The following is an 18,883-nucleotide window of genomic DNA, read 5'->3' as shown; positions in this document are numbered from 1 at the left end:
CTTAACCGGCCAGTCGCGCCAGTAAGGAACTGCCTGATGAGGAAACAGCACTAATGCGTGCCTCACGCCCTTGTGCCTGGTAATCTAAGTGAATTTCGACATCCGGGTCAGGCAGCACACCCGCACCTTGTTGCGGCCACTCCACCAGGCAAATGGCGTCGTTGGCAAAATAATCACGGATCCCCATAAATTCCAGCTCCTCAGGATCCGCAAGGCGGTATAAATCGAAGTGGTACACCATGAGATTTTCAAGGGTGTACGGTTCTACCAGCGTGTAGGTTGGGCTTTTCACGTTCCCGTTATGCCCTAACGCCTGCAAAAAACCCCGGCTAAAGGTGGTTTTACCCGCACCTAAATCACCATACAGATAAATGACGGTTGCCCCCTGACAGGCCTGCGCCACGCGCTTGCCGAGTTCTAAAGTGGCTTGTTCATCAGGTAAAGGAATCGCTCGATTAGTCATTTTCTACGTCAATCACATCCGGGTTAACAACACGCCGCAGCGTGCAAAAAAGATCGGTGGCCAGCATACCGCGTGTACCGTAACGCGCGGCCAGTTTATCTGCCGCGACACCGTGGGCCACGCAGCCCGCGCAGGCTGCATCATAAAGGGGAAGTTTCTGTCCAAGCAATGCGCCGATGATGCCGGAAAGCACATCGCCCATGCCGCCGCTTGCCATGCCCGCATTTCCAGCATCAATAATGCCCTGCGTCTCGTCACTGGCGACAACGGTTCCTGCCCCTTTCAAAACAGCAACACCTCCGTAACGTTTTACCAGACGCTGAGCAGAAAGTAAGCGATCGCTTTCAATTTCTGCCACGCTGCAGTTAAGCAGCCGCGCGGCTTCGCCGGGGTGTGGCGTCAGAATGCGATTGTGACGCTTATCCGGGTTTATTGCCAGAAGGTTAAGCGCGTCGGCATCCCACAGCATCGGCTTACGAAAATTTTCGACCTTTTGCAGGGCCTGTTTACCCCACGCCTGCTGCCCAAGCCCGGGGCCAATCACCACCACATCCGCCCATTCCAGGCTTTCTTCAAGCGCCTGGGGCGTAAGCTCATGGACCATCAGCTCCGGTCGGGCTGTAACGATTGGCGCAATATTCTCAATGCGAGTGAGTACTCGCACTAATCCGGCGCCGCAGCGCAAAGCCGCTTCGCCGGTCATGCGAATCGCACCTGCCGTACCGTGGTCTCCACCCACAATCACCAGCCTGCCGTGATCGCCCTTATGGGACGTTGGTCGGCGCGGCGGGAGCCACGATGCAAGCTGCGAGGAATCAAAGCGCGCGAGGTGCGTTTCCTGCCCACCCAGCCAGCTCTCCAGCCCCAGCGCACGGTGGTGCAGCACGCCAACGACGTCTCGTGCTTTACCGGTCAATAACCCCGGCTTGAGGGCGATGAAGGTCACCGTATGTGCAGCCTGAATCACCGCCCCCGGCGTCGCGCCGGTTTGAGCAATCAGGCCAGAGGGAATATCCAGGGCGACTACCGGCGCGGAATGTCTGTTAGCGTGTTCAATAAGCGCGGCAATGTTCTCACGAGGCGCGCTGCGTAGACCGGTACCCAGCAGACCATCAACAATCAGATCTACCTCTTCCGGCCAGACGATATCAGGCGCATGAATCACACCGCCTGCGTTAAGCCACGCCTCCCGCGCCGCGTCGGCCTCTTCCGGCAGAGGTTTATCACTTTCCAGGGCCAGCAACGTGACGCGGATACCTGCCGCAACCGCCAAACGGGCGACGACGTAGCCGTCGCCGCCGTTATTACCGTGACCGCACAGAATCAGCCAGCGGGTGGCCTGCGGGTAAGCGCTGCGGGCAACGTTAAACGCCGCCTCGCCCGCGCGCAGCATCAGTTCATAAAGGGTAATTCCGAGGCCGTCTGCGGCCTCTTTTTCGGCGCGCCGGAGGTCATCCGCATGCCAGATGGAATGTGGTATACTTGCGGGGTTTTTCTTCACCGTATGGTCCGTCATGTCACAGCCCCTCGATCTCAATGAATTAGCGCAAAAAATAAAACAGTGGGGTGCTGAGCTTGGCTTCCAGAAGGTGGGCATTACCGATACCGACCTTTCCGCCAGCGAGCCAAAACTGCAGGCCTGGCTGGACAAACAATACCACGGCGAAATGGAATGGATGGCGCGTCATGGCATGATGCGCGCCCGCCCTCACGAGCTTTTGCCGGGCACATTACGCGTCATCAGCGTGCGCATGAACTATCTGCCCGCCAACGCGGCCTTTGCGCGCACGCTAAAAAATCCCTCTTTGGGTTACGTCAGCCGGTACGCCCTGGGACGTGATTACCATAAGCTTCTGCGTAACCGTTTAAAAAAACTCGGGGAAACTATTCAGCAGCACTGTGTTTCGCTGAATTTTAGACCCTTTGTCGATTCTGCGCCTATTCTTGAACGCCCGATCGCCGAAAAAGCCGGGCTTGGCTGGACAGGTAAGCACTCACTTATTCTTAGCCGCGACGCCGGATCGTTCTTCTTCCTGGGCGAACTGCTGATTGATTTACCGCTGCCGGTAGACGGCCCGGTAGAGGAAGGCTGCGGGCGCTGCGTGGCCTGCATGACCATCTGCCCGACGAGTGCTATCGTCGAGCCTTACACCGTTGATGCACGCCGCTGCATCTCCTACCTCACTATCGAACTGGAAGGGGCCATTCCAGAGGAATTTCGACCGCTTATCGGCAACCGCATCTACGGCTGCGACGACTGCCAACTAATCTGCCCGTGGAACCGCTATTCGCAGCTCACGGACGAAGAGGATTTCAGCCCGCGTAAGGCGCTGCATGCGCCGCAGCTCATTGAGCTGTTCGCCTGGACCGAAGCCTGGTTCCTGAAAGTGACGGAAGGTTCGGCCATTCGCCGTATCGGACATCTGCGCTGGCTGCGTAATGTTGCCGTCGCGCTGGGTAATGCCCCGTGGGATGAAGCCAATATTCGCGCGCTTGAAAGCCGTAAAGGTGAGCACCCACTTCTTGATGAACACATAGAATGGGCGATTGCGCAGCAAATAGAGAAGCGTAATGCCTGCGCGATCGAGGTGCAGCTACCGAAGAAGCAGCGTCTGGTGAGGGTGATTGAAAAAGGGCTTACGCGGGATGCCTGAACTATTCACAGCCTGTGAATAAAATTACAAACTCAAGCGCCATCTGGTCTGGAGAAGAGGTCAAGTGATCTCAATAACATTTTGAAATCAAAATTTATTCAAAAAATACAGTGTGTTGCAAGGATATTATTCACCCTGCTAAGTTTTAACCCTGTTACGGTTAAGCGTAGTTTCTGTGGATAACTCTGTTCACAAGAGTATTTCAGAGACAATAGAAAACGTCCCCAACGAGTCTTTTCGCTGTGGATATTGTAGAAATTAAGAAGAATTTGGAGCGGGAAACGAGACTCGAACTCGCGACCCCGACCTTGGCAAGGTCGTGCTCTACCAACTGAGCTATTCCCGCTTGGGTGGTCCGTGCTGTGGAAGCACTTTCAAATTTTGGAGCGGGAAACGAGACTCGAACTCGCGACCCCGACCTTGGCAAGGTCGTGCTCTACCAACTGAGCTATTCCCGCTTGGGTGGTCCGTGCTTTGGAAGCACTTTTCAAATTTTGGAGCGGGAAACGAGACTCGAACTCGCGACCCCGACCTTGGCAAGGTCGTGCTCTACCAACTGAGCTATTCCCGCAAATCTGCACTGCTTTTGTTGCTGTCGTAACGTGTAATTCTCTGTCGTTACGGGAGGCGCATTATACGAGAAATCCTTTTAGCTGCAACCCCCCTCAAAGCGATTTTTTCGAAATTAAGTTCAAATGCTTAATTAATCGGCAAGCTGAACAATTTAACGACAAAAACCCGGCCACGCAAGGCGCCGGATCGCAAAATCACAGCTTAATAAAGTTTTCGCGGTAGTAAGAAAGCTCCGCCACGGACTCTCGGATATCGTCCATCGCCTGGTGCGTCCCCTGCTTTTTAAAGCCGTCGAGGATTTCAGGTTTCCAGCGACGCGCCAGCTCTTTCAGGGTGCTGACATCCAGATAACGGTAATGGAAGTAAGACTCCAGCTCCGGCATATACTTAAACAGGAAACGGCGATCCTGGCCGATGCTATTGCCGCAGATAGGTGATTTGCCTGCCGGAACCCATTGTTTCAGGAACTCAAGCGTTGCCAGCTCCGCCTCGCGGTCACCCATCGTGCTTGCCTTCACGCGCTCCACCAGGCCACTGCCGGTGTGGGTGCGCACGTTCCACTCATCCATCAGGGCAAGTTGCTCGTCTGACTGATGCACCGCAATGGTCGGTCCTTCAGCCAGAATATTCAGGTTGGCATCAGTGACCAGCGTTGCAATTTCAATAATGCGATCGCGCTCGGGATCCAGCCCGGTCATTTCAAGATCGATCCAAATCAGGTTGTTTTCATCCGCGCTCATGTTATTTTCCACCCTTCTCGCATAACCAGCAGTAGCAGGTTAACTAGTATTAATTAGAGTGTATCATAGAGGTTTTGCCCATCATGGGCGACCAGGAGCCAGCGCGATTGAGTAAAAATAAACTCTCCAAAGGGCAGCAGCGCCGCGTAAACGCCAATCACCAGCGCCGTCTTAAAACCACTTCGGAGAAGCCGGATTATGACGACAACCTGTTTGGCGAAGCGACAGAAGGCGTAGTCATCAGCCGTTTCGGTATGCATGCCGATGTCGAATCCGCCGACGGGGATATTCACCGTTGCAATATCCGTCGCACCATCCGTTCACTGGTCACCGGCGATCGCGTGGTGTGGCGACCAGGTAAAGAGGCAGCGGAAGGCGTTACGGTAAAAGGTATCGTTGAAGCGGTTCATGAGCGCACGTCAGTGTTAACCCGTCCCGATTTCTACGACGGGGTCAAACCGATTGCCGCCAATATTAACCAAATCGTCATTGTTTCGGCGATTTTGCCCGAACTTTCGCTCAATATTATCGACCGTTACCTCGTCGCCTGCGAAACGCTGCAGGTTGAACCGATTATCGTGCTGAACAAAATCGATCTGCTGGATGAAGACGGGATGGCTTTCGTCAATGAGCAGATGGATATCTACCGTAAGATCGGTTATCGCGTGCTGATGGTCTCCAGCCACACAAAAGATGGCCTTAAACCGTTAGAAGAGGCGCTGACCGACCGTATCAGCATCTTTGCGGGTCAGTCCGGCGTGGGCAAATCGAGCCTGCTGAACAACCTGCTTGGCCTCCAGCAAGAGATCCTGACTAACGATGTGTCCAACGTCTCGGGTCTGGGCCAGCACACCACCACCGCCTCGCGTCTGTATCATTTCCCGCATGGCGGCGACGTGATTGACTCCCCAGGGGTCCGTGAATTCGGTTTATGGCATCTTGAGCCGGAACAAATCTTTAACGGATTTGTCGAATTCCATGATTATTTAGGCGCTTGTAAATACCGCGACTGTAAACACGATAACGACCCAGGCTGCGCTATCCGTGAAGCGGTTGAGAAAGGCGAAATCGCGGAAACCCGCTTCGAGAATTACCACCGCATTCTTGAGAGCATGGAAGACGTAAAAACGCGTAAAAACTTTTCTGATTCTGATAACTGACAACTAAGCTAAGCATCGCTAAAATCGTCCCCTTTTTTCAGGTTCCGGCGGCTTAACGCCGGATCAGGAACGACAAAACAATGGCCTGGAGGCTACCTTGTTAAACGCATTTAAACTTTCGCTTCAATACATTCTGCCAAAACTGTGGCTCACTCGCCTGGCGGGCTGGGGCGCAAGCAAACGCGCGGGCTGGCTGACCAAACTGGTCATCGACCTTTTCGTAAAATATTACAAAGTCGATATGAAAGAGGCGCAAAAACCGGACACCGCCAGCTACCGCACCTTCAACGAATTCTTCGTGCGCCCGCTGCGTGACGACGTGCGCCCGCTGAACACCGACCCTAACGTCCTGGTGATGCCGGCAGACGGCGTGATCAGCCAGTTGGGTAACATCGAAGGCGACAAAATTCTGCAGGCGAAGGGCCATAACTACAGCCTGGAAGCGCTGCTGGCGGGTAACTACCTGATGGCGGATCTGTTCCGCAACGGTACCTTTGCCACCACCTATCTGTCACCGCGCGACTACCACCGCGTGCATATGCCGTGTAACGGCATCCTGCGTGAAATGATTTACGTCCCGGGCGATCTGTTCTCCGTGAACCACCTGACCGCGCAGAACGTGCCGAACCTGTTTGCCCGTAACGAGCGCGTCATCTGTCTGTTCGATACTGAATTTGGCCCTATGGCACAGATTCTGGTGGGTGCGACCATCGTTGGCAGCATCGAAACCGTCTGGGCCGGCACCATCACCCCACCGCGCGAAGGCGTGATCAAACGCTGGACCTGGCCTGCCGGTGAAGCGGAAGGCTCGGTGGCCCTGCTGAAAGGTCAGGAGATGGGTCGCTTCAAGCTGGGCTCTACCGTCATCAACCTGTTTGCGCCGGGCAAAGTGAAGCTGGCTGAACAGCTCGAAAGCCTGTCGGTCACCAAACTGGGCCAGCCTCTGGCAATCTCTACCGAAACCTTCGTGACGCCGGATGCAGAACCAGCGCCGCTGTCACAGGAAGAGATCAATGCCGAGCATGACGCCAGCCCGCTGGTTGATGACAAAAAAGACGAAGGCTAACAACAGAAGGATCGCTGACGTGCGCCCGATTATCGTTCTACTGATGGCCTGGTGCCTCAGCATGGGGGCGTACGCAGCGACAGCCCCCGACGCCAAACAGATAACCCAGGAACTGGAGCAGGCCAAAGCGGCCAAACCCGCTCAGCCAGAGACCGTCGAGTCGCTCCAGGCTGCCCTGAACGCGCTTGAGGAGCGGAAAGGCTCGCTTGAGCGCGCTCAGCAGTATCAGCAGGTTATCGACAACTTCCCCAAACTCTCGCAGACGCTGCGCGCGCAGCTCAATAATTTGCGTGACGAACCACGCGATGTGCCCGCAGGCATGACCTCCGACGCGCTGAATCAGGAGATCCTGCAGGTCAGCAGCCAGCTTCTGGAAAAGAGCCGCCTTGCTCAGCAGGAGCAGGAGCGAGCGCGCGAAATTGCCGACTCCCTCAGCCAGCTTCCGCAGCAGCAAACCGACGCCCGTCGCCAGCTTAATGAAGTTGAGCGCCGCGTGGGTACGCAAAGCGGCAATACGCCACAGGCTCAGGCCCAAAATCTGGGCCTGCAGGCAGAATCGGCTCGCCTGAAGGCTCTTGTCGATGAGCTGGAGCTGGCGCAACTTTCCGCCAATAACCGCCAGGAGCTGTCGCGGATGCGCTCAGAACTCGCTCAGAAGCAGAGCGAGCAGCTGGACGCGTACCTTCAGGCCCTGCGCAACCAGCTCAACAGCCAGCGCCAGCGTGAAGCGGAGCGCGCGCTGGAAAGTACCGAGCTGCTGGCAGAAAATAGCGATAACCTGCCTGCCGGCATCGTTGAGCAGTTTAAGGTCAACCGTGAGCTTTCGGCCGCGCTGAATCAACAGGCGCAGCGTATGGATCTGGTGGCCTCGCAGCAGCGTCAGGCCACCAATCAAACCCTTCAGGTTCGTCAGGCGCTTAACACCCTGCGCGAGCAGTCCCAGTGGCTCGGATCGTCAAACCTGCTGGGCGAGGCGCTGCGCGCCCAGGTCGCGCGGCTGCCTGAAATGCCTAAGCCGCAGCAGCTGGATACCGAAATGGCCCAGTTGCGCGTTCAGCGGCTGCACTTTGAAGATCTTCTCAATAAGCAGCCGCAAATCCGCCAGATCCGTCAGGCTGACGGACAGCCCCTGACCAGCGAGCAAAACCGCATTCTTGAAGCCCAGATGCGTACCCAGCGTGAACTGCTGAACTCTCTGCTTCAGGGCGGGGATACGCTGATTCTTGAGCTGACCAAGCTAAAAGTTTCCAACAGCCAGCTGGAAGATGCGCTGAAAGAGGTAAACGAAGCGACGCACCGTTATCTCTTCTGGACGTCAGACGTGCGTCCGATGACCTTCTCGTGGCCAATTGAGATTGTCCAGGATCTGCGCCGTCTGATTTCGCTGGATACCTTCAGCCAGCTGGGACAGGCCAGCGTGATGATGCTCACCAGCAAAGAGACCATTTTCCCGCTGCTGGGGGCGTTGATTCTGGTGGGCTTCAGCATTTACTCGCGCAGACATTTCACCCGCTTCCTCGAGCGTTCCAGCTCCCGGGTGGGGAAGGTTACTCAGGATCACTTCTGGCTGACGCTGCGCACCGTATTCTGGTCGATTCTCGTCGCCTCACCTCTGCCGGTGCTGTGGATGACGCTGGGCTACGGACTGCGTGAAGCCTGGCCCTATCCGCTCGCGGTTGCGATTGGCGATGGCGTCACCGCCACGGTGCCGCTGCTGTGGGTGGTCATGATTTGCGCCACCTTTGCGCGACCCAATGGTCTGTTCATCGCCCACTTTGGCTGGCCGCGTAATCGCGTGGCGCGCGCCATGCGTTACTATCTGATGAGCATCGGGCTGATTGTGCCGCTGATTATGGCGCTGATCATGTTCGATAATCTCAACGACCGCGAATTCTCAGGCTCGCTGGGCCGCCTCTGCTTTATGCTGATATGCGGAGCGCTGGCCATCGTCACGCTCAGCCTGAAACGCGCCGGGATACCGCTCTATCTGGATAAAACCGGCAGCGGCGACAATATGTTCAACCGGCTGCTCTGGAACCTGCTGCTTAGCGCGCCGCTGTTTGCGATGCTGGCAGCCGCGGTGGGCTATCTGGCAACCGCGCAGGCGCTGCTGGCGAGGCTGGAAACCTCGGTGGCCATCTGGTTCCTGCTGCTGGTGGTGTACCACGTGATCCGCCGCTGGATGCTGATCCAGCGCCGCCGTCTGGCCTTTGACCGAGCCAAGCATCGTCGGGCGGAGATCCTCGCCCAGCGTGCGCGGGGTGAAGAAGAACCAAACCACGTCAACAGTACGGAAGGCACGACGGAGGCGGACGAAGTCGAACTGGATCTGGATGCCATCAGTACCCAGTCCCTGCGTCTGGTTCGTTCTATCCTGATGCTGATTGCCCTCCTGTCGGTGATCTTCCTGTGGTCAGAGATCCACTCCGCATTTGGCTTCCTGGAGAACATCTCGCTGTGGGACGTGACCTCCACGGTGCAGGGTGTTGAAAGCCTGGAGCCGATTACCTTAGGGGCGGTGCTGATTGCCATTCTGGTGCTGATCATCACCACCCAGCTGGTGCGCAACTTCCCGGCGCTGCTGGAGCTGGCGCTGCTGCAGCATCTGGATTTGACGCCGGGTACGGGATATGCGATCACGACCATTACCAAGTATCTGATCATGCTGTTTGGCGGGCTGGTTGGCTTCTCGATGATCGGCATTGAGTGGTCGAAGCTCCAGTGGCTCGTTGCAGCGCTCGGCGTCGGGTTAGGTTTTGGTTTACAGGAGATCTTCGCCAACTTCATCTCTGGCCTGATCATTCTGTTCGAAAAACCGATCCGTATAGGCGATACCGTCACGATCCGCGATCTGACCGGCAGCATCACCAAGATCAACACCCGTGCGACGACGATCAGCGACTGGGATCGGAAAGAGATCATCGTGCCAAACAAGGCGTTTATTACCGAGCAGTTCATCAACTGGTCGCTGTCAGACTCCGTTACCCGTGTGGTGCTGACGGTATCGGCACCGTCGGACGCTAACAGCGAAGAGGTCACCCAGATCCTCTACACCGCCGCTGAGCGCTGCTCGCTGGTGATCGACAACCCGGCACCTGAAGTCTTCCTTGTGGATTTACAGCAGGGGATCCAGATTTTCGAGCTGCGTATCTACGCCGCTGAAATGGGACACCGTATGCCGCTACGCCATGAGATCCACCAGCTGATTCTTGCGGGCTTCCGCGCGCACGGTATTGATATGCCGTTCCCACCGTTCCAGATGCGTCTGGAAAGCCTGGACGGGCGTAAAACGGGAAGAACGCTGACATCAGCGGCGCGTACGCGCCCGGCGGGGAGTTTGTAAGATAAGCGGGGCTACCCTCTCCCACGGGAGAGGGTTAACTGGCGTCAGGCTCGATCCACGGTAAACGCAATCACATCGCCAAGCTGCTCTGCGCCCAAGGCCAGCATCACCAGACGGTCAACACCCAGCGCCACGCCGGAGCAATCCGGCAGACCTGCTTTTAATGCTTCAAGCAGATTAACATCAATAGGCTGCTGCGGCAGACCGCGCGCGCCGCGCTTGCGGTTATCCTGCTCGAAGCGCTGCTGCTGCTCGCGGGCGTCAGTCAGTTCATGGAAGCCGTTCGCCAGCTCGATGCCTTTGTAATAGACCTCAAAACGCTCTGCGACACGATGATCTTCGGTACTGATCTGCGCCAGTGAGGCCTGGCTTGCCGGGAAGTGATAGACAAACGTCGGACGGTCTTTGCCAATCTGCGGTTCAACGCCGAAAGTGAACAGCAGCTGCAGCAGCGTGTCGCGATCTTCTTCGGTATCCGCCACGTTGCTCAGATCCAGTTTTGCCGCCACTTCGCGCAGCTGGGTTTTGTCCGCCGACAGCGGATCGATTTCCAGATAGCGCTGGAAGGCCTGCTGATAAGAGAGCGTTTCAGCTTCTGAGCACTCCAGGACCTGCTGCAGCAGATCGTCCACCTCGTTCATCAGGCGGTACATATCATAATGCGGGCGGTACCACTCCAGCATGGTGAATTCCGGGTTGTGGTGACGACCCATCTCTTCATTACGGAAACTACGGCACAGCTGATAGACCGGACCACACCCCGCCGCCAGCAGGCGTTTCATGTGGTATTCCGGGCTGGTCATCAGATACAAATTCATGCCCTGAGAGTGGCCGGGGCCAACAAAACGGGTTTCAAACGGGACCAGATGAATATCCGTTACCGTTGCCTGACTCATGCACGGGGTTTCCACCTCCAGGACGCCTCGGTCGGCAAAGAAACGGCGGATCTCCGTCATAATTGCAGCGCGTTTTAACAGATTAGGGATGGATGCGCTCGGCTGCCAGGTGGCCGTTTCGCTCATGAGTTGTTCTCCGATTTCAGACAAGGGCACGAAGTCTACTCGTTAGCAGGGACAGAGACAAATTTTGCGCAGTAAAAAAGCGCATTTCACTTAGGTGAACAATTGCGTGACGCATTTCATCAATCTCAATGATAAATCGCCGGACAGAACAGCAAAAAAATCGAACACGTCAAATTTCCCTGACTTCTACGCGGTTATACTGTTTTACCCATAAAGGAGCAGTGGAAACGCTTTCGCAATCGTCCTTTTGGACGGGTGAACTACCTTTAGTTTGTCGCGTTGCGAAATAACAAAAATCTGGAGGAATGTCGTGCAAACTTTTCAGGCCGATCTTGCCGTAATAGGCGCTGGCGGGGCTGGATTACGTGCTGCGATTGCTGCAGCGCAAGCTAATCCCAACGCTAAAATCGCATTGATTTCAAAAGTCTATCCAATGCGCAGCCACACGGTGGCCGCAGAAGGAGGATCCGCCGCCGTTGCGCAGGATCATGACAGCTTTGAATACCATTTCCACGACACGGTTGCAGGGGGCGACTGGCTTTGCGAACAGGATGTCGTTGACTACTTTGTTCATCATTGTCCAACAGAAATGACCCAGCTTGAACAGTGGGGATGTCCGTGGAGCCGCCGTCCGGACGGCAGCGTCAACGTTCGCCGCTTTGGCGGAATGAAGATTGAACGCACCTGGTTCGCCGCCGATAAAACCGGCTTCCACATGCTCCATACCCTGTTCCAGACCTCCCTTCAGTTCCCACAAATTCAGCGCTTCGATGAACATTTCGTCCTCGACATTCTGGTCGATGATGGACACGCGCGCGGCCTGGTGGCGATGAACATGATGGAAGGCACGCTCGTCCAGATCCGCGCCAATGCGGTGGTAATGGCAACGGGCGGTGCGGGTCGCGTTTATCGTTATAACACCAACGGCGGCATCGTCACCGGTGACGGCATGGGCATGGCGCTGAGCCACGGCGTACCGCTGCGCGATATGGAGTTCGTACAGTATCACCCAACCGGTCTGCCGGGCTCCGGCATTCTGATGACGGAAGGCTGCCGCGGTGAAGGCGGTATTCTGGTCAATAAAAACGGCTACCGCTATCTGCAGGATTACGGCATGGGCCCGGAAACCCCGCTCGGCGAGCCGAAGAACAAATACATGGAACTCGGCCCGCGCGACAAAGTCTCTCAGGCCTTCTGGCACGAGTGGCGCAAAGGCAACACCATCTCCACGCCGCGCGGCGATGTGGTCTATCTCGACCTGCGTCACCTGGGCGAGAAGAAACTGCTGGAGCGTCTGCCGTTCATCTGCGAGCTGGCAAAAGCCTACGTTGGCGTCGACCCGGTGAAAGAGCCGATTCCCGTACGCCCAACGGCGCACTACACCATGGGCGGGATCGAAACCGACCAGCAGTGCGAAACCCGCATTAAAGGCCTGTTCGCCGTCGGCGAGTGTTCCTCCGTGGGTCTGCACGGCGCCAACCGTCTCGGGTCTAACTCGCTGGCAGAGCTGGTGGTCTTTGGCCGCATGGCGGGCGAGCGCGCGATGGAGCGGGCGGCTACAGCAGGCGAAGCCAACGGTGCAGCGCTGGATGCGCAGGTCGCAGACGTTGAAAAACGCCTGAAAGATCTGGTGAACCAGGAGGGTAACGAGAACTGGTCTAAGATCCGCGACGAGATGGGCCTGTCGATGGAAGAAGGCTGCGGTATTTACCGTACGCCAGAGCTGATGCAAAAAACCGTCGACAAGCTGGCTGAGCTGCAGGAGCGCTTCAAGCGCGTGCGCATCACCGATACCTCCAGCGTATTCAACACCGACCTGCTCTACACCATCGAGCTGGGCCACGGTTTGAACGTCGCGGAATGTATGGCGCACTCTGCGCTGGCGCGTAAAGAGTCGCGTGGAGCCCACCAGCGTCTGGACGAAGGCTGTACCGAACGTGACGACGTCAATTTCCTGAAACACACTCTCGCCTGGCGCGATGCGGATGGCACCACACGTCTGGACTACAGCGACGTGAAAATCACTACGCTGCCGCCGGCTAAGCGCGTGTACGGTGCAGAAGCAGAAGCCGCCGAGAAGAAGGAGAAGGCGAATGGCTGAGATGCAAAAAATGAAGGTTGAAGTGGTGCGCTACAACCCGGAAGTGGACGCCGCACCCCACAGCGCGTTCTATGAAGTCCCTTACGACGAGCAAACCTCCCTGCTGGATGCGCTCGGCTATATCAAAGACAACCTGGCGCCAGACCTAAGCTACCGCTGGTCCTGCCGCATGGCAATCTGCGGATCCTGCGGCATGATGGTCAACAAAGTGCCGAAGCTGGCCTGTAAGACCTTCCTGCGCGAATACACCAAGGGCATTAAGGTCGAAGCGTTGGGCAACTTCCCGATTGAACGCGATCTGGTGGTCGATATGACCCACTTTATCGAAAGCCTGGAAGCGATTAAGCCGTACATCATTGGTAACCCACGCACGCCGGATCAGGGGCCAAACACCCAGACGCCGGCGCAGATGGCGAAATACCATCAGTTCTCAGGCTGCATCAACTGCGGTCTTTGCTACGCCGCCTGTCCACAGTTTGGCCTGAACAAGGAGTTCATCGGCCCGGCCGCCATTACCCTGGCGCACCGCTATAACGAGGACAGCCGCGACCACGGCAAAAAAGAACGTATGGCGCAGCTAAACAGCCAGAACGGCGTCTGGAGCTGTACCTTTGTGGGCTACTGCTCCGAAGTCTGTCCGAAGCACGTCGACCCGGCCGCCGCTATTCAGCAGGGTAAAGTGGAAAGCTCGAAAGACTTTCTTATCGCTACCCTGAAACCACGCTAAGGAGTGCATGATGACGACTAAACGCAAAGCCTATGTGCGGCCAATGCCGTCCACCTGGTGGAAAAACCTGCCGTTTTATCGCTTCTATATGCTGCGTGAAGGCACGGCGGTACCGGCGGTCTGGTTCAGCCTTGAGCTGATGTACGGCGTTTTTGCCCTCAAGCACGGTCCGGAAACCTGGGCCAGCTTTGTCGGTTTCCTGCAAAACCCGATCATTGTCATTCTGAACCTGATCGTACTCGCGGCGGCGCTGCTGCATACCAAAACCTGGTTTGAACTGGCGCCAAAAGCGGCGAACATCATCGTAAAAGACGAGAAAATGGGGCCTGAGCCGGTGATTAAAGGGCTCTGGGCAGTGACGATTCTGGTCACTGTGGTCATTCTGTTTGTCGCACTGTTCTGGTAAGGAGACTAAAGTGATCAATCCAAATCCAAAACGTTCTGACGAGCCGGTCTTCTGGGGCCTCTTTGGCGCAGGCGGCATGTGGAGTGCCATCATTGCCCCCGTCATCATTCTGCTGGTCGGCATTATGCTGCCGCTGGGGCTGTTCCCGGGCGATGCGCTGAGCTACGAGCGCGTACTGGCGTTCGCGAGCAGCTTTATCGGCCGCGTGTTCATCTTCCTGATGATCGTCCTGCCGCTGTGGTGTGGCCTGCACCGTATTCACCATGCGATGCATGACCTGAAAATCCATGTCCCGAGCGGTAAATGGGTGTTCTACGGTCTGGCGACCATCCTGACCGTGGTGACGCTGATTGCCGTGGTCACCATCTGACGCTTCAGGCCCGCCATCCGGCGGGCCTTTTATTTCTGCATCTTCCCCACCAGCCACTGGGCAAACTCGCGCATTGCGGGGGTTTCTGTCCGTGACTGTAGTCTTGTCAGCCAGTAGCTGCCGAGGTCAATCTGCGTTACAAACGGCTGCACGATGCGCTCGCTGCTGAGTAAATGGGTAAACATGTCGACAGGCGCAATGGCAATCCCTGCGCCTGCCTGCGCGGCTTCCAGCATGGTCACGGACGAATCAAACACCATCACCCGGTGCGTCGGCGAGGGAGGATGTTCACCCGCTGCCTGCATCCACGCCGCCCACTCGTCGCGCCGGTAAGAACGCAGCAGGGTAAACTTCAGGATATCTGCCGGGCTTTTAAGAACTGAGGCTATGTCAGGTGTACAGAGGGGAGACAGCGGCGCAGGGCAAAGGAACTCAGCATCGGTTCCATGCCACGCCCCACCACCGTAGCGAATGGCGTAATCAAGCCCTTCAGCCGCAGGATCGACGCGATTGTTATGGGTGGAAAGCTGAAGATCTATATGCGGATAGCAGCGGCGAAAGTCCGCGAGCAGCGAGAATAAAACACCCGTGGCAAAAGTCCCTACCACACCTATTTTGAGCTTCTCCTGAGCGCGCTGGCTGGCAAAGCGATCCAGCATTCCGGCGATACGATCGAACGAGTCATTCAGCACCGGCAGCAAATTTTCGCCTTCGGTAGTCAACATCAGCCCTCGCGAAACGCGGACAAACAGCTGGCAGTTAAGGTGCTGCTCAAGCGCCTTTACGTGCTGGCTAATCGCGGAATGGGTGACATTCAGCTCGATAGCGGCATGAGTAAAACTGAGGTGCCTGGCAGCAGCTTCGAACGCCCGCAGTGAATTAAGAGGAAGATAGCTGCGCGTCATGGTCTCGTCCGTTAGAAAAATTAACAGCTAATGCTAAATTTAACCGTTTGTCAGCCATAGTCAAATCCAACAGACTACAGCGGTCTGACGGGCCCGGACACTCCCTTGAACTGCTATTACGGAAGATAACTGATGATGACAAAATCCCTAAGCTGTGCCCTGCTGCTCAGCGTTGCCAGCTCTGCATTCGCCGCACCGATGTCCGAAAAACAGCTGGCTGAGGTGGTGGAACGTACCGTTACGCCGTTGATGAATGCGCAGGCCATCCCGGGTATGGCGGTGGCGGTGATTTATCAGGGTCAGCCGCACTACTTTACCTTCGGTAAAGCCGATGTTGCGGCAAACAAACCCGTTACCCCACAAACCTTGTTCGAGCTGGGCTCTATAAGTAAAACCTTCACCGGCGTATTGGGTGGCGATGCCATTGCTCGCGGTGAAATATCGCTCGGCGATCCGGTGACAAAATACTGGCCTGAGCTGACGGGCAAACAGTGGCAGGGCATTCGCATGCTGGATCTGGCAACCTATACCGCAGGCGGTCTGCCGTTACAGGTACCGGATGAAGTCACGGATAACGCCGCTCTGCTGCGCTTTTATCAAAACTGGCAGCCGCAGTGGAAGCCGGGCACCACGCGTCTTTACGCCAATGCCAGCATCGGTCTTTTTGGCGCGCTGGCGGTCAAACCTTCCGGCATGAGCTATGAGCAGGCCATAACGACGCGGGTCTTTAAGCCACTCAAGCTGGACCATACCTGGATTAACGTTCCGAAAACGGAAGAGGCGCATTACGCCTGGGGATACAGCGACGGTAAAGCGGTCCACGTTTCGCCAGGAATGCTGGATGCGGAAGCCTATGGCGTGAAAACCAACGTGCAGGATATGGCAAGCTGGGTGATGGTCAACATGAAGCCGGACTCGCTTCAGGATAGTTCACTCAGGAAAGGCATTGCCCTGGCGCAGTCTCGCTACTGGCGCGTGGGGGCCATGTATCAGGGGTTAGGCTGGGAAATGCTTAACTGGCCGGTCGATGCCAAAACCGTGGTTGAAGGCAGCGACAATAAGGTGGCGCTGGCACCGTTGCCTGCGAGAGAAGTGAATCCACCGGCGCCCCCGGTCAACGCGTCCTGGGTCCATAAAACAGGCTCTACCGGTGGGTTTGGCAGCTACGTGGCATTTATTCCTGAAAAACAGCTCGGCATTGTAATGCTGGCGAATAAAAGCTATCCGAACCCGGCACGCGTTGATGCGGCATACCGTATTTTGAGCGCGCTGTAGTAAACATTGCCGGGTGGCGCTAACGCTTACCCGGCCTACAAAATCCCAGGGGTGGACGCCCGGCGAAACACACCGCATAAAAACCACATTTTCCTTGCCGTCATCTACACTTAACAAAAAACAGTAAGGAAACTCCTATGCGCATTCTGCCTGTTATCGCCGCGGTGACAGCCGCGTTTTTAGTGGTTGCCTGTAGTTCCCCTACCCCTCCGCCTGGCGTTACCGTCGTCACGCCTTTCGATGCACAACGCTTCCTTGGAACATGGTATGAAATCGCGCGCCTCGACCATCGGTTTGAGCAGGGCTTAGAGAAGGTCACTGCGAATTACAGCCCGATGGATGATGGCGGTATTCAGGTGATCAACCGGGGCTATAATCCCGATCGGGAGATGTGGCAGCAGTCGATTGGGAAAGCGTACTTCACGGGCGACCCGCGACGGGCCGCGCTCAAAGTCTCTTTCTTTGGCCCGTTTTATGGCGGCTATAACGTGATCGCGCTCGACAGAGAGTACCGTCACGCGCTGGTCTGCGGGCCGGATCGCGACTATCTGTGGATACTTTCCCGCACGCCAGCTATTTCGTCAGAAATGAAACAGCAGATGCTGGACGTCGCGACCCGGCAAGGGTTTGATGTGTCAAAACTCATCTGGGTAAAACAACCCCATTAATGGGTGCTGAGCTTCAGCCCAATAATCCCGGCCACAATCAAGGCGAGGCTGGCGATACGCGCCAGACTCGCTGACTCTCCCAGCAGCAGAATGCCGGTGATGGCGGCCCCCACCGCACCAATGCCCGTCCAGACGGCATAAGCCGTTCCCACAGGCAGCGAGCGCATCGCCCAGGATAACAGCATAATACTCACGATCATGGCGGTGACGGTAATGACGCTGGGCGTCAGACGGGTAAATCCGTGGGTGTATTTGAGACCAATCGCCCATACCACTTCGAGCAGGCCAGCAATAAAAAGAATGATCCAGGACATTTCAGGCTCCTTAACTTAATTCAAGTTGGGGCCGTCCCCGGTGAAAGAAACGCTTACGGGTCGTCCCGTAAGGCAGAGATTACGCCCCATATTGTGGTTAGCGTGCTATTTTTTTTCAATCATTTTTTGCTGAACACGTTAAGGCAAGAAATAGCCGCAGTATGGCGCGTAGTTCCGGCATTTAGCACTCATCCGACTTCTCTATGATGATGTGCTTTCTGATGGCAGGAAGCCAAACCACTAGCCGACTGCGAATAAAATATGTTCAAAATTCTCTTGATTGACCGTTGTCACTTCACCCGCACGGGGTTTGAAGCATGGCTCAATCATTCCGGTTTGTTCCCGGGACACTACGTTGTGACCGGGCTAAATAATCTGTTCCTTGCCAGGGAACACATTCTGCAATGGAAACCTACGCTGGTTATCGCCGATCTTTACGGCTTCAGGCAGGATATTCACCATTTTCAGCAGCTCTCATCGTTGCTGAACGCCAGTGAACGTTTACCGTTTATTTTGCTGCAATCGGGAGAGGAGCGCGGCATGACCGACTGGCTCGGACAGTTCCCGGTGTGGTCGTCGCTGTTGAAAAACGCCAGTCTCGAAGAAGTGGCGACGACTATCAACGACGCATTAATCTCGCGCGCCAGCGCTGACAGGCCAACGGCGGCTGCCCCCTTGCTGACCCGGCAGGAAGAGAAGGTCCTGACATTGTGGATGGACGGTGCAAGCAATCAAAAAATTGCCGCTCACCTGAGTATCAACGGAAAAACGGTCTATACCTACAAACGCAATATCCGCATGAAACTGCATATGGATACACGTTTTTCTCCGTTCTTATCCCTGCAGGAATCAGAAAGCTGACGGTACGAAACCCGGCAGGTCTCGTACCGTATGTTAATTACTGCTGAGCTTTTGTGGCCGCACCAGAGATTGCGCTACCACCTTCAGAAATATCCTGACCGACGCCACGCGTGGTATTACAGGCCGTTAATACTGAAGAAAGTACCAGAACTGAAAAGATCGCTGCAATTGTCTTCTTAACCATAATATCTTCCTTTTATAGCCAAAGTTGTTTTGTGTATAGCAACTTAAGAAT

Annotated in this window: 18 protein-coding genes and 3 tRNA genes; 11 read left to right on the top strand and 10 right to left on the bottom strand. The window is 55.9% G+C overall.

Going from position 1 to position 18,883, the window contains the following annotated elements; genetic code table 11:
* Position 1: 1 nt before the first annotated feature.
* Positions 2 to 463, bottom strand: a complete 462-nt coding sequence (gene tsaE / locus V1587_RS04765; RefSeq protein WP_013095283.1) for a tRNA (adenosine(37)-N6)-threonylcarbamoyltransferase complex ATPase subunit type 1 TsaE — start codon at positions 461 to 463, stop codon at positions 2 to 4.
* Positions 456 to 1,979, bottom strand: coding sequence for a bifunctional ADP-dependent NAD(P)H-hydrate dehydratase/NAD(P)H-hydrate epimerase (gene nnr, locus V1587_RS04760; protein WP_371899614.1), 1,524 nt, complete (start codon positions 1,977 to 1,979; stop codon positions 456 to 458). Before nnr ends, tsaE begins: the two co-directional genes overlap by 8 nt.
* Between nnr and queG the strand changes: the two genes are divergently transcribed.
* The gene (queG, locus tag V1587_RS04755; protein WP_371899615.1) at positions 1,978 to 3,117 is read left to right on the top strand and encodes a tRNA epoxyqueuosine(34) reductase QueG; all 1,140 of its coding nucleotides are present in this window, start codon (positions 1,978 to 1,980) and stop codon (positions 3,115 to 3,117) included. The two genes, nnr and queG, sit on opposite strands and share 2 nt — an antisense overlap.
* Positions 3,118 to 3,387: 270 nt before the next feature.
* Here queG and V1587_RS04750 read toward each other — a convergent pair.
* The 4 genes from V1587_RS04750 to orn form a co-directional block, all read right to left on the bottom strand.
* Positions 3,388 to 3,463, bottom strand: a tRNA-Gly gene (locus tag V1587_RS04750).
* 36 nt (positions 3,464 to 3,499) lie between these two features.
* Positions 3,500 to 3,575, bottom strand: a tRNA-Gly gene (locus V1587_RS04745).
* A gap of 37 nt (positions 3,576 to 3,612) precedes the next feature.
* A tRNA-Gly gene (locus tag V1587_RS04740) sits at positions 3,613 to 3,688 on the bottom strand.
* A gap of 196 nt (positions 3,689 to 3,884) precedes the next feature.
* Positions 3,885 to 4,430 (bottom strand): oligoribonuclease, encoded by a 546-nt coding sequence (gene orn, locus V1587_RS04735; protein WP_371899616.1) that lies wholly within the window; start codon positions 4,428 to 4,430, stop codon positions 3,885 to 3,887.
* Positions 4,431 to 4,537: 107 nt separating this feature from the next.
* Here orn and rsgA point away from each other — a divergent pair, with 107 nt between their 5' ends.
* The 3 genes from rsgA (at position 4,538) to mscM (ending at position 9,999) form a co-directional block, all read left to right on the top strand.
* Positions 4,538 to 5,590, top strand: a complete 1,053-nt coding sequence (gene rsgA, locus V1587_RS04730) for a small ribosomal subunit biogenesis GTPase RsgA (RefSeq protein ID WP_371899617.1) — start codon at positions 4,538 to 4,540, stop codon at positions 5,588 to 5,590.
* A 97-nt stretch (positions 5,591 to 5,687) separates the two neighbouring features.
* Positions 5,688 to 6,656: an archaetidylserine decarboxylase gene (gene asd, locus V1587_RS04725; RefSeq protein ID WP_371899618.1), complete on the top strand. Its 969-nt coding sequence runs from the start codon at positions 5,688 to 5,690 to the stop codon at positions 6,654 to 6,656.
* A 19-nt stretch (positions 6,657 to 6,675) separates the two neighbouring features.
* Positions 6,676 to 9,999, top strand: coding sequence for a miniconductance mechanosensitive channel MscM (gene mscM / locus V1587_RS04720; protein ID WP_371899630.1), 3,324 nt, complete (start codon positions 6,676 to 6,678; stop codon positions 9,997 to 9,999).
* Positions 10,000 to 10,043: 44 nt separating this feature from the next.
* Here mscM and epmA read toward each other — a convergent pair whose 3' ends face one another.
* Positions 10,044 to 11,021 (bottom strand): elongation factor P--(R)-beta-lysine ligase, encoded by a 978-nt coding sequence (epmA, locus tag V1587_RS04715; RefSeq protein ID WP_371899619.1) that lies wholly within the window; start codon positions 11,019 to 11,021, stop codon positions 10,044 to 10,046.
* Between the two features lie 310 nt (positions 11,022 to 11,331).
* Between epmA and frdA the strand changes: the two genes are divergently transcribed.
* Genes frdA through frdD form a run of 4 tightly spaced genes read left to right on the top strand, consistent with a single transcriptional unit; the run spans position 11,332 to position 14,625 of the window.
* Entirely contained in the window at positions 11,332 to 13,122 is a 1,791-nt protein-coding gene (gene frdA / locus V1587_RS04710) for a fumarate reductase (quinol) flavoprotein subunit (protein WP_045909546.1), read from the top strand.
* The gene (locus V1587_RS04705) at positions 13,115 to 13,849 is read left to right on the top strand and encodes a succinate dehydrogenase/fumarate reductase iron-sulfur subunit (protein ID WP_023310124.1); all 735 of its coding nucleotides are present in this window, start codon (positions 13,115 to 13,117) and stop codon (positions 13,847 to 13,849) included. The genes frdA and V1587_RS04705 overlap by 8 nt, the downstream gene beginning before the upstream one ends.
* Positions 13,850 to 13,859: 10 nt before the next feature.
* Positions 13,860 to 14,255, top strand: coding sequence for a fumarate reductase subunit FrdC (gene frdC / locus V1587_RS04700; protein ID WP_371899631.1), 396 nt, complete (start codon positions 13,860 to 13,862; stop codon positions 14,253 to 14,255).
* A gap of 10 nt (positions 14,256 to 14,265) precedes the next feature.
* Positions 14,266 to 14,625 (top strand): fumarate reductase subunit FrdD, encoded by a 360-nt coding sequence (gene frdD / locus V1587_RS04695; protein ID WP_000609653.1) that lies wholly within the window; start codon positions 14,266 to 14,268, stop codon positions 14,623 to 14,625.
* A gap of 29 nt (positions 14,626 to 14,654) precedes the next feature.
* Here frdD and ampR read toward each other — a convergent pair whose 3' ends face one another.
* Complete coding sequence (gene ampR / locus V1587_RS04690; RefSeq protein ID WP_371899620.1) at positions 14,655 to 15,530, bottom strand: LysR family transcriptional regulator AmpR; 876 nt, start codon at positions 15,528 to 15,530, stop codon at positions 14,655 to 14,657.
* A 132-nt stretch (positions 15,531 to 15,662) separates the two neighbouring features.
* Between ampR and V1587_RS04685 the strand changes: the two genes are divergently transcribed.
* Positions 15,663 to 16,805 (top strand): cephalosporin-hydrolyzing class C beta-lactamase ACT-173, encoded by a 1,143-nt coding sequence (locus V1587_RS04685; protein ID WP_367187917.1) that lies wholly within the window; start codon positions 15,663 to 15,665, stop codon positions 16,803 to 16,805.
* A gap of 137 nt (positions 16,806 to 16,942) precedes the next feature.
* Entirely contained in the window at positions 16,943 to 17,473 is a 531-nt protein-coding gene (locus V1587_RS04680) for a lipocalin family protein (protein WP_371899621.1), read from the top strand.
* Here the strand turns inward: V1587_RS04680 and sugE are convergent.
* Positions 17,470 to 17,787: a quaternary ammonium compound efflux SMR transporter SugE gene (sugE, locus tag V1587_RS04675; RefSeq protein WP_371899622.1), complete on the bottom strand. Its 318-nt coding sequence runs from the start codon at positions 17,785 to 17,787 to the stop codon at positions 17,470 to 17,472. The two genes, V1587_RS04680 and sugE, sit on opposite strands and share 4 nt — an antisense overlap.
* Positions 17,788 to 18,048: 261 nt before the next feature.
* Between sugE and V1587_RS04670 the strand changes: the two genes are divergently transcribed.
* Positions 18,049 to 18,648: a LuxR C-terminal-related transcriptional regulator gene (locus V1587_RS04670; protein ID WP_371899623.1), complete on the top strand. Its 600-nt coding sequence runs from the start codon at positions 18,049 to 18,051 to the stop codon at positions 18,646 to 18,648.
* 37 nt (positions 18,649 to 18,685) lie between these two features.
* On the opposite strand, the gene ecnB is transcribed toward V1587_RS04670, so the two are convergent.
* A complete protein-coding gene (ecnB, locus tag V1587_RS04665) occupies positions 18,686 to 18,832 on the bottom strand; it encodes a lipoprotein toxin entericidin B (RefSeq protein ID WP_003025482.1) in 147 nt (48 codons plus the stop codon).
* Between the last annotated feature and the right edge of the window lie 51 nt (positions 18,833 to 18,883).

This window comes from Enterobacter sp. ECC-249 (genome assembly GCF_043965265.1).
GTDB lineage: Bacteria > Pseudomonadota > Gammaproteobacteria > Enterobacterales > Enterobacteriaceae > Enterobacter > Enterobacter quasiroggenkampii.
Note: the sequence above shows the minus strand (reverse complement) of the source record. Positions and strands in the feature narration are given on the sequence as shown.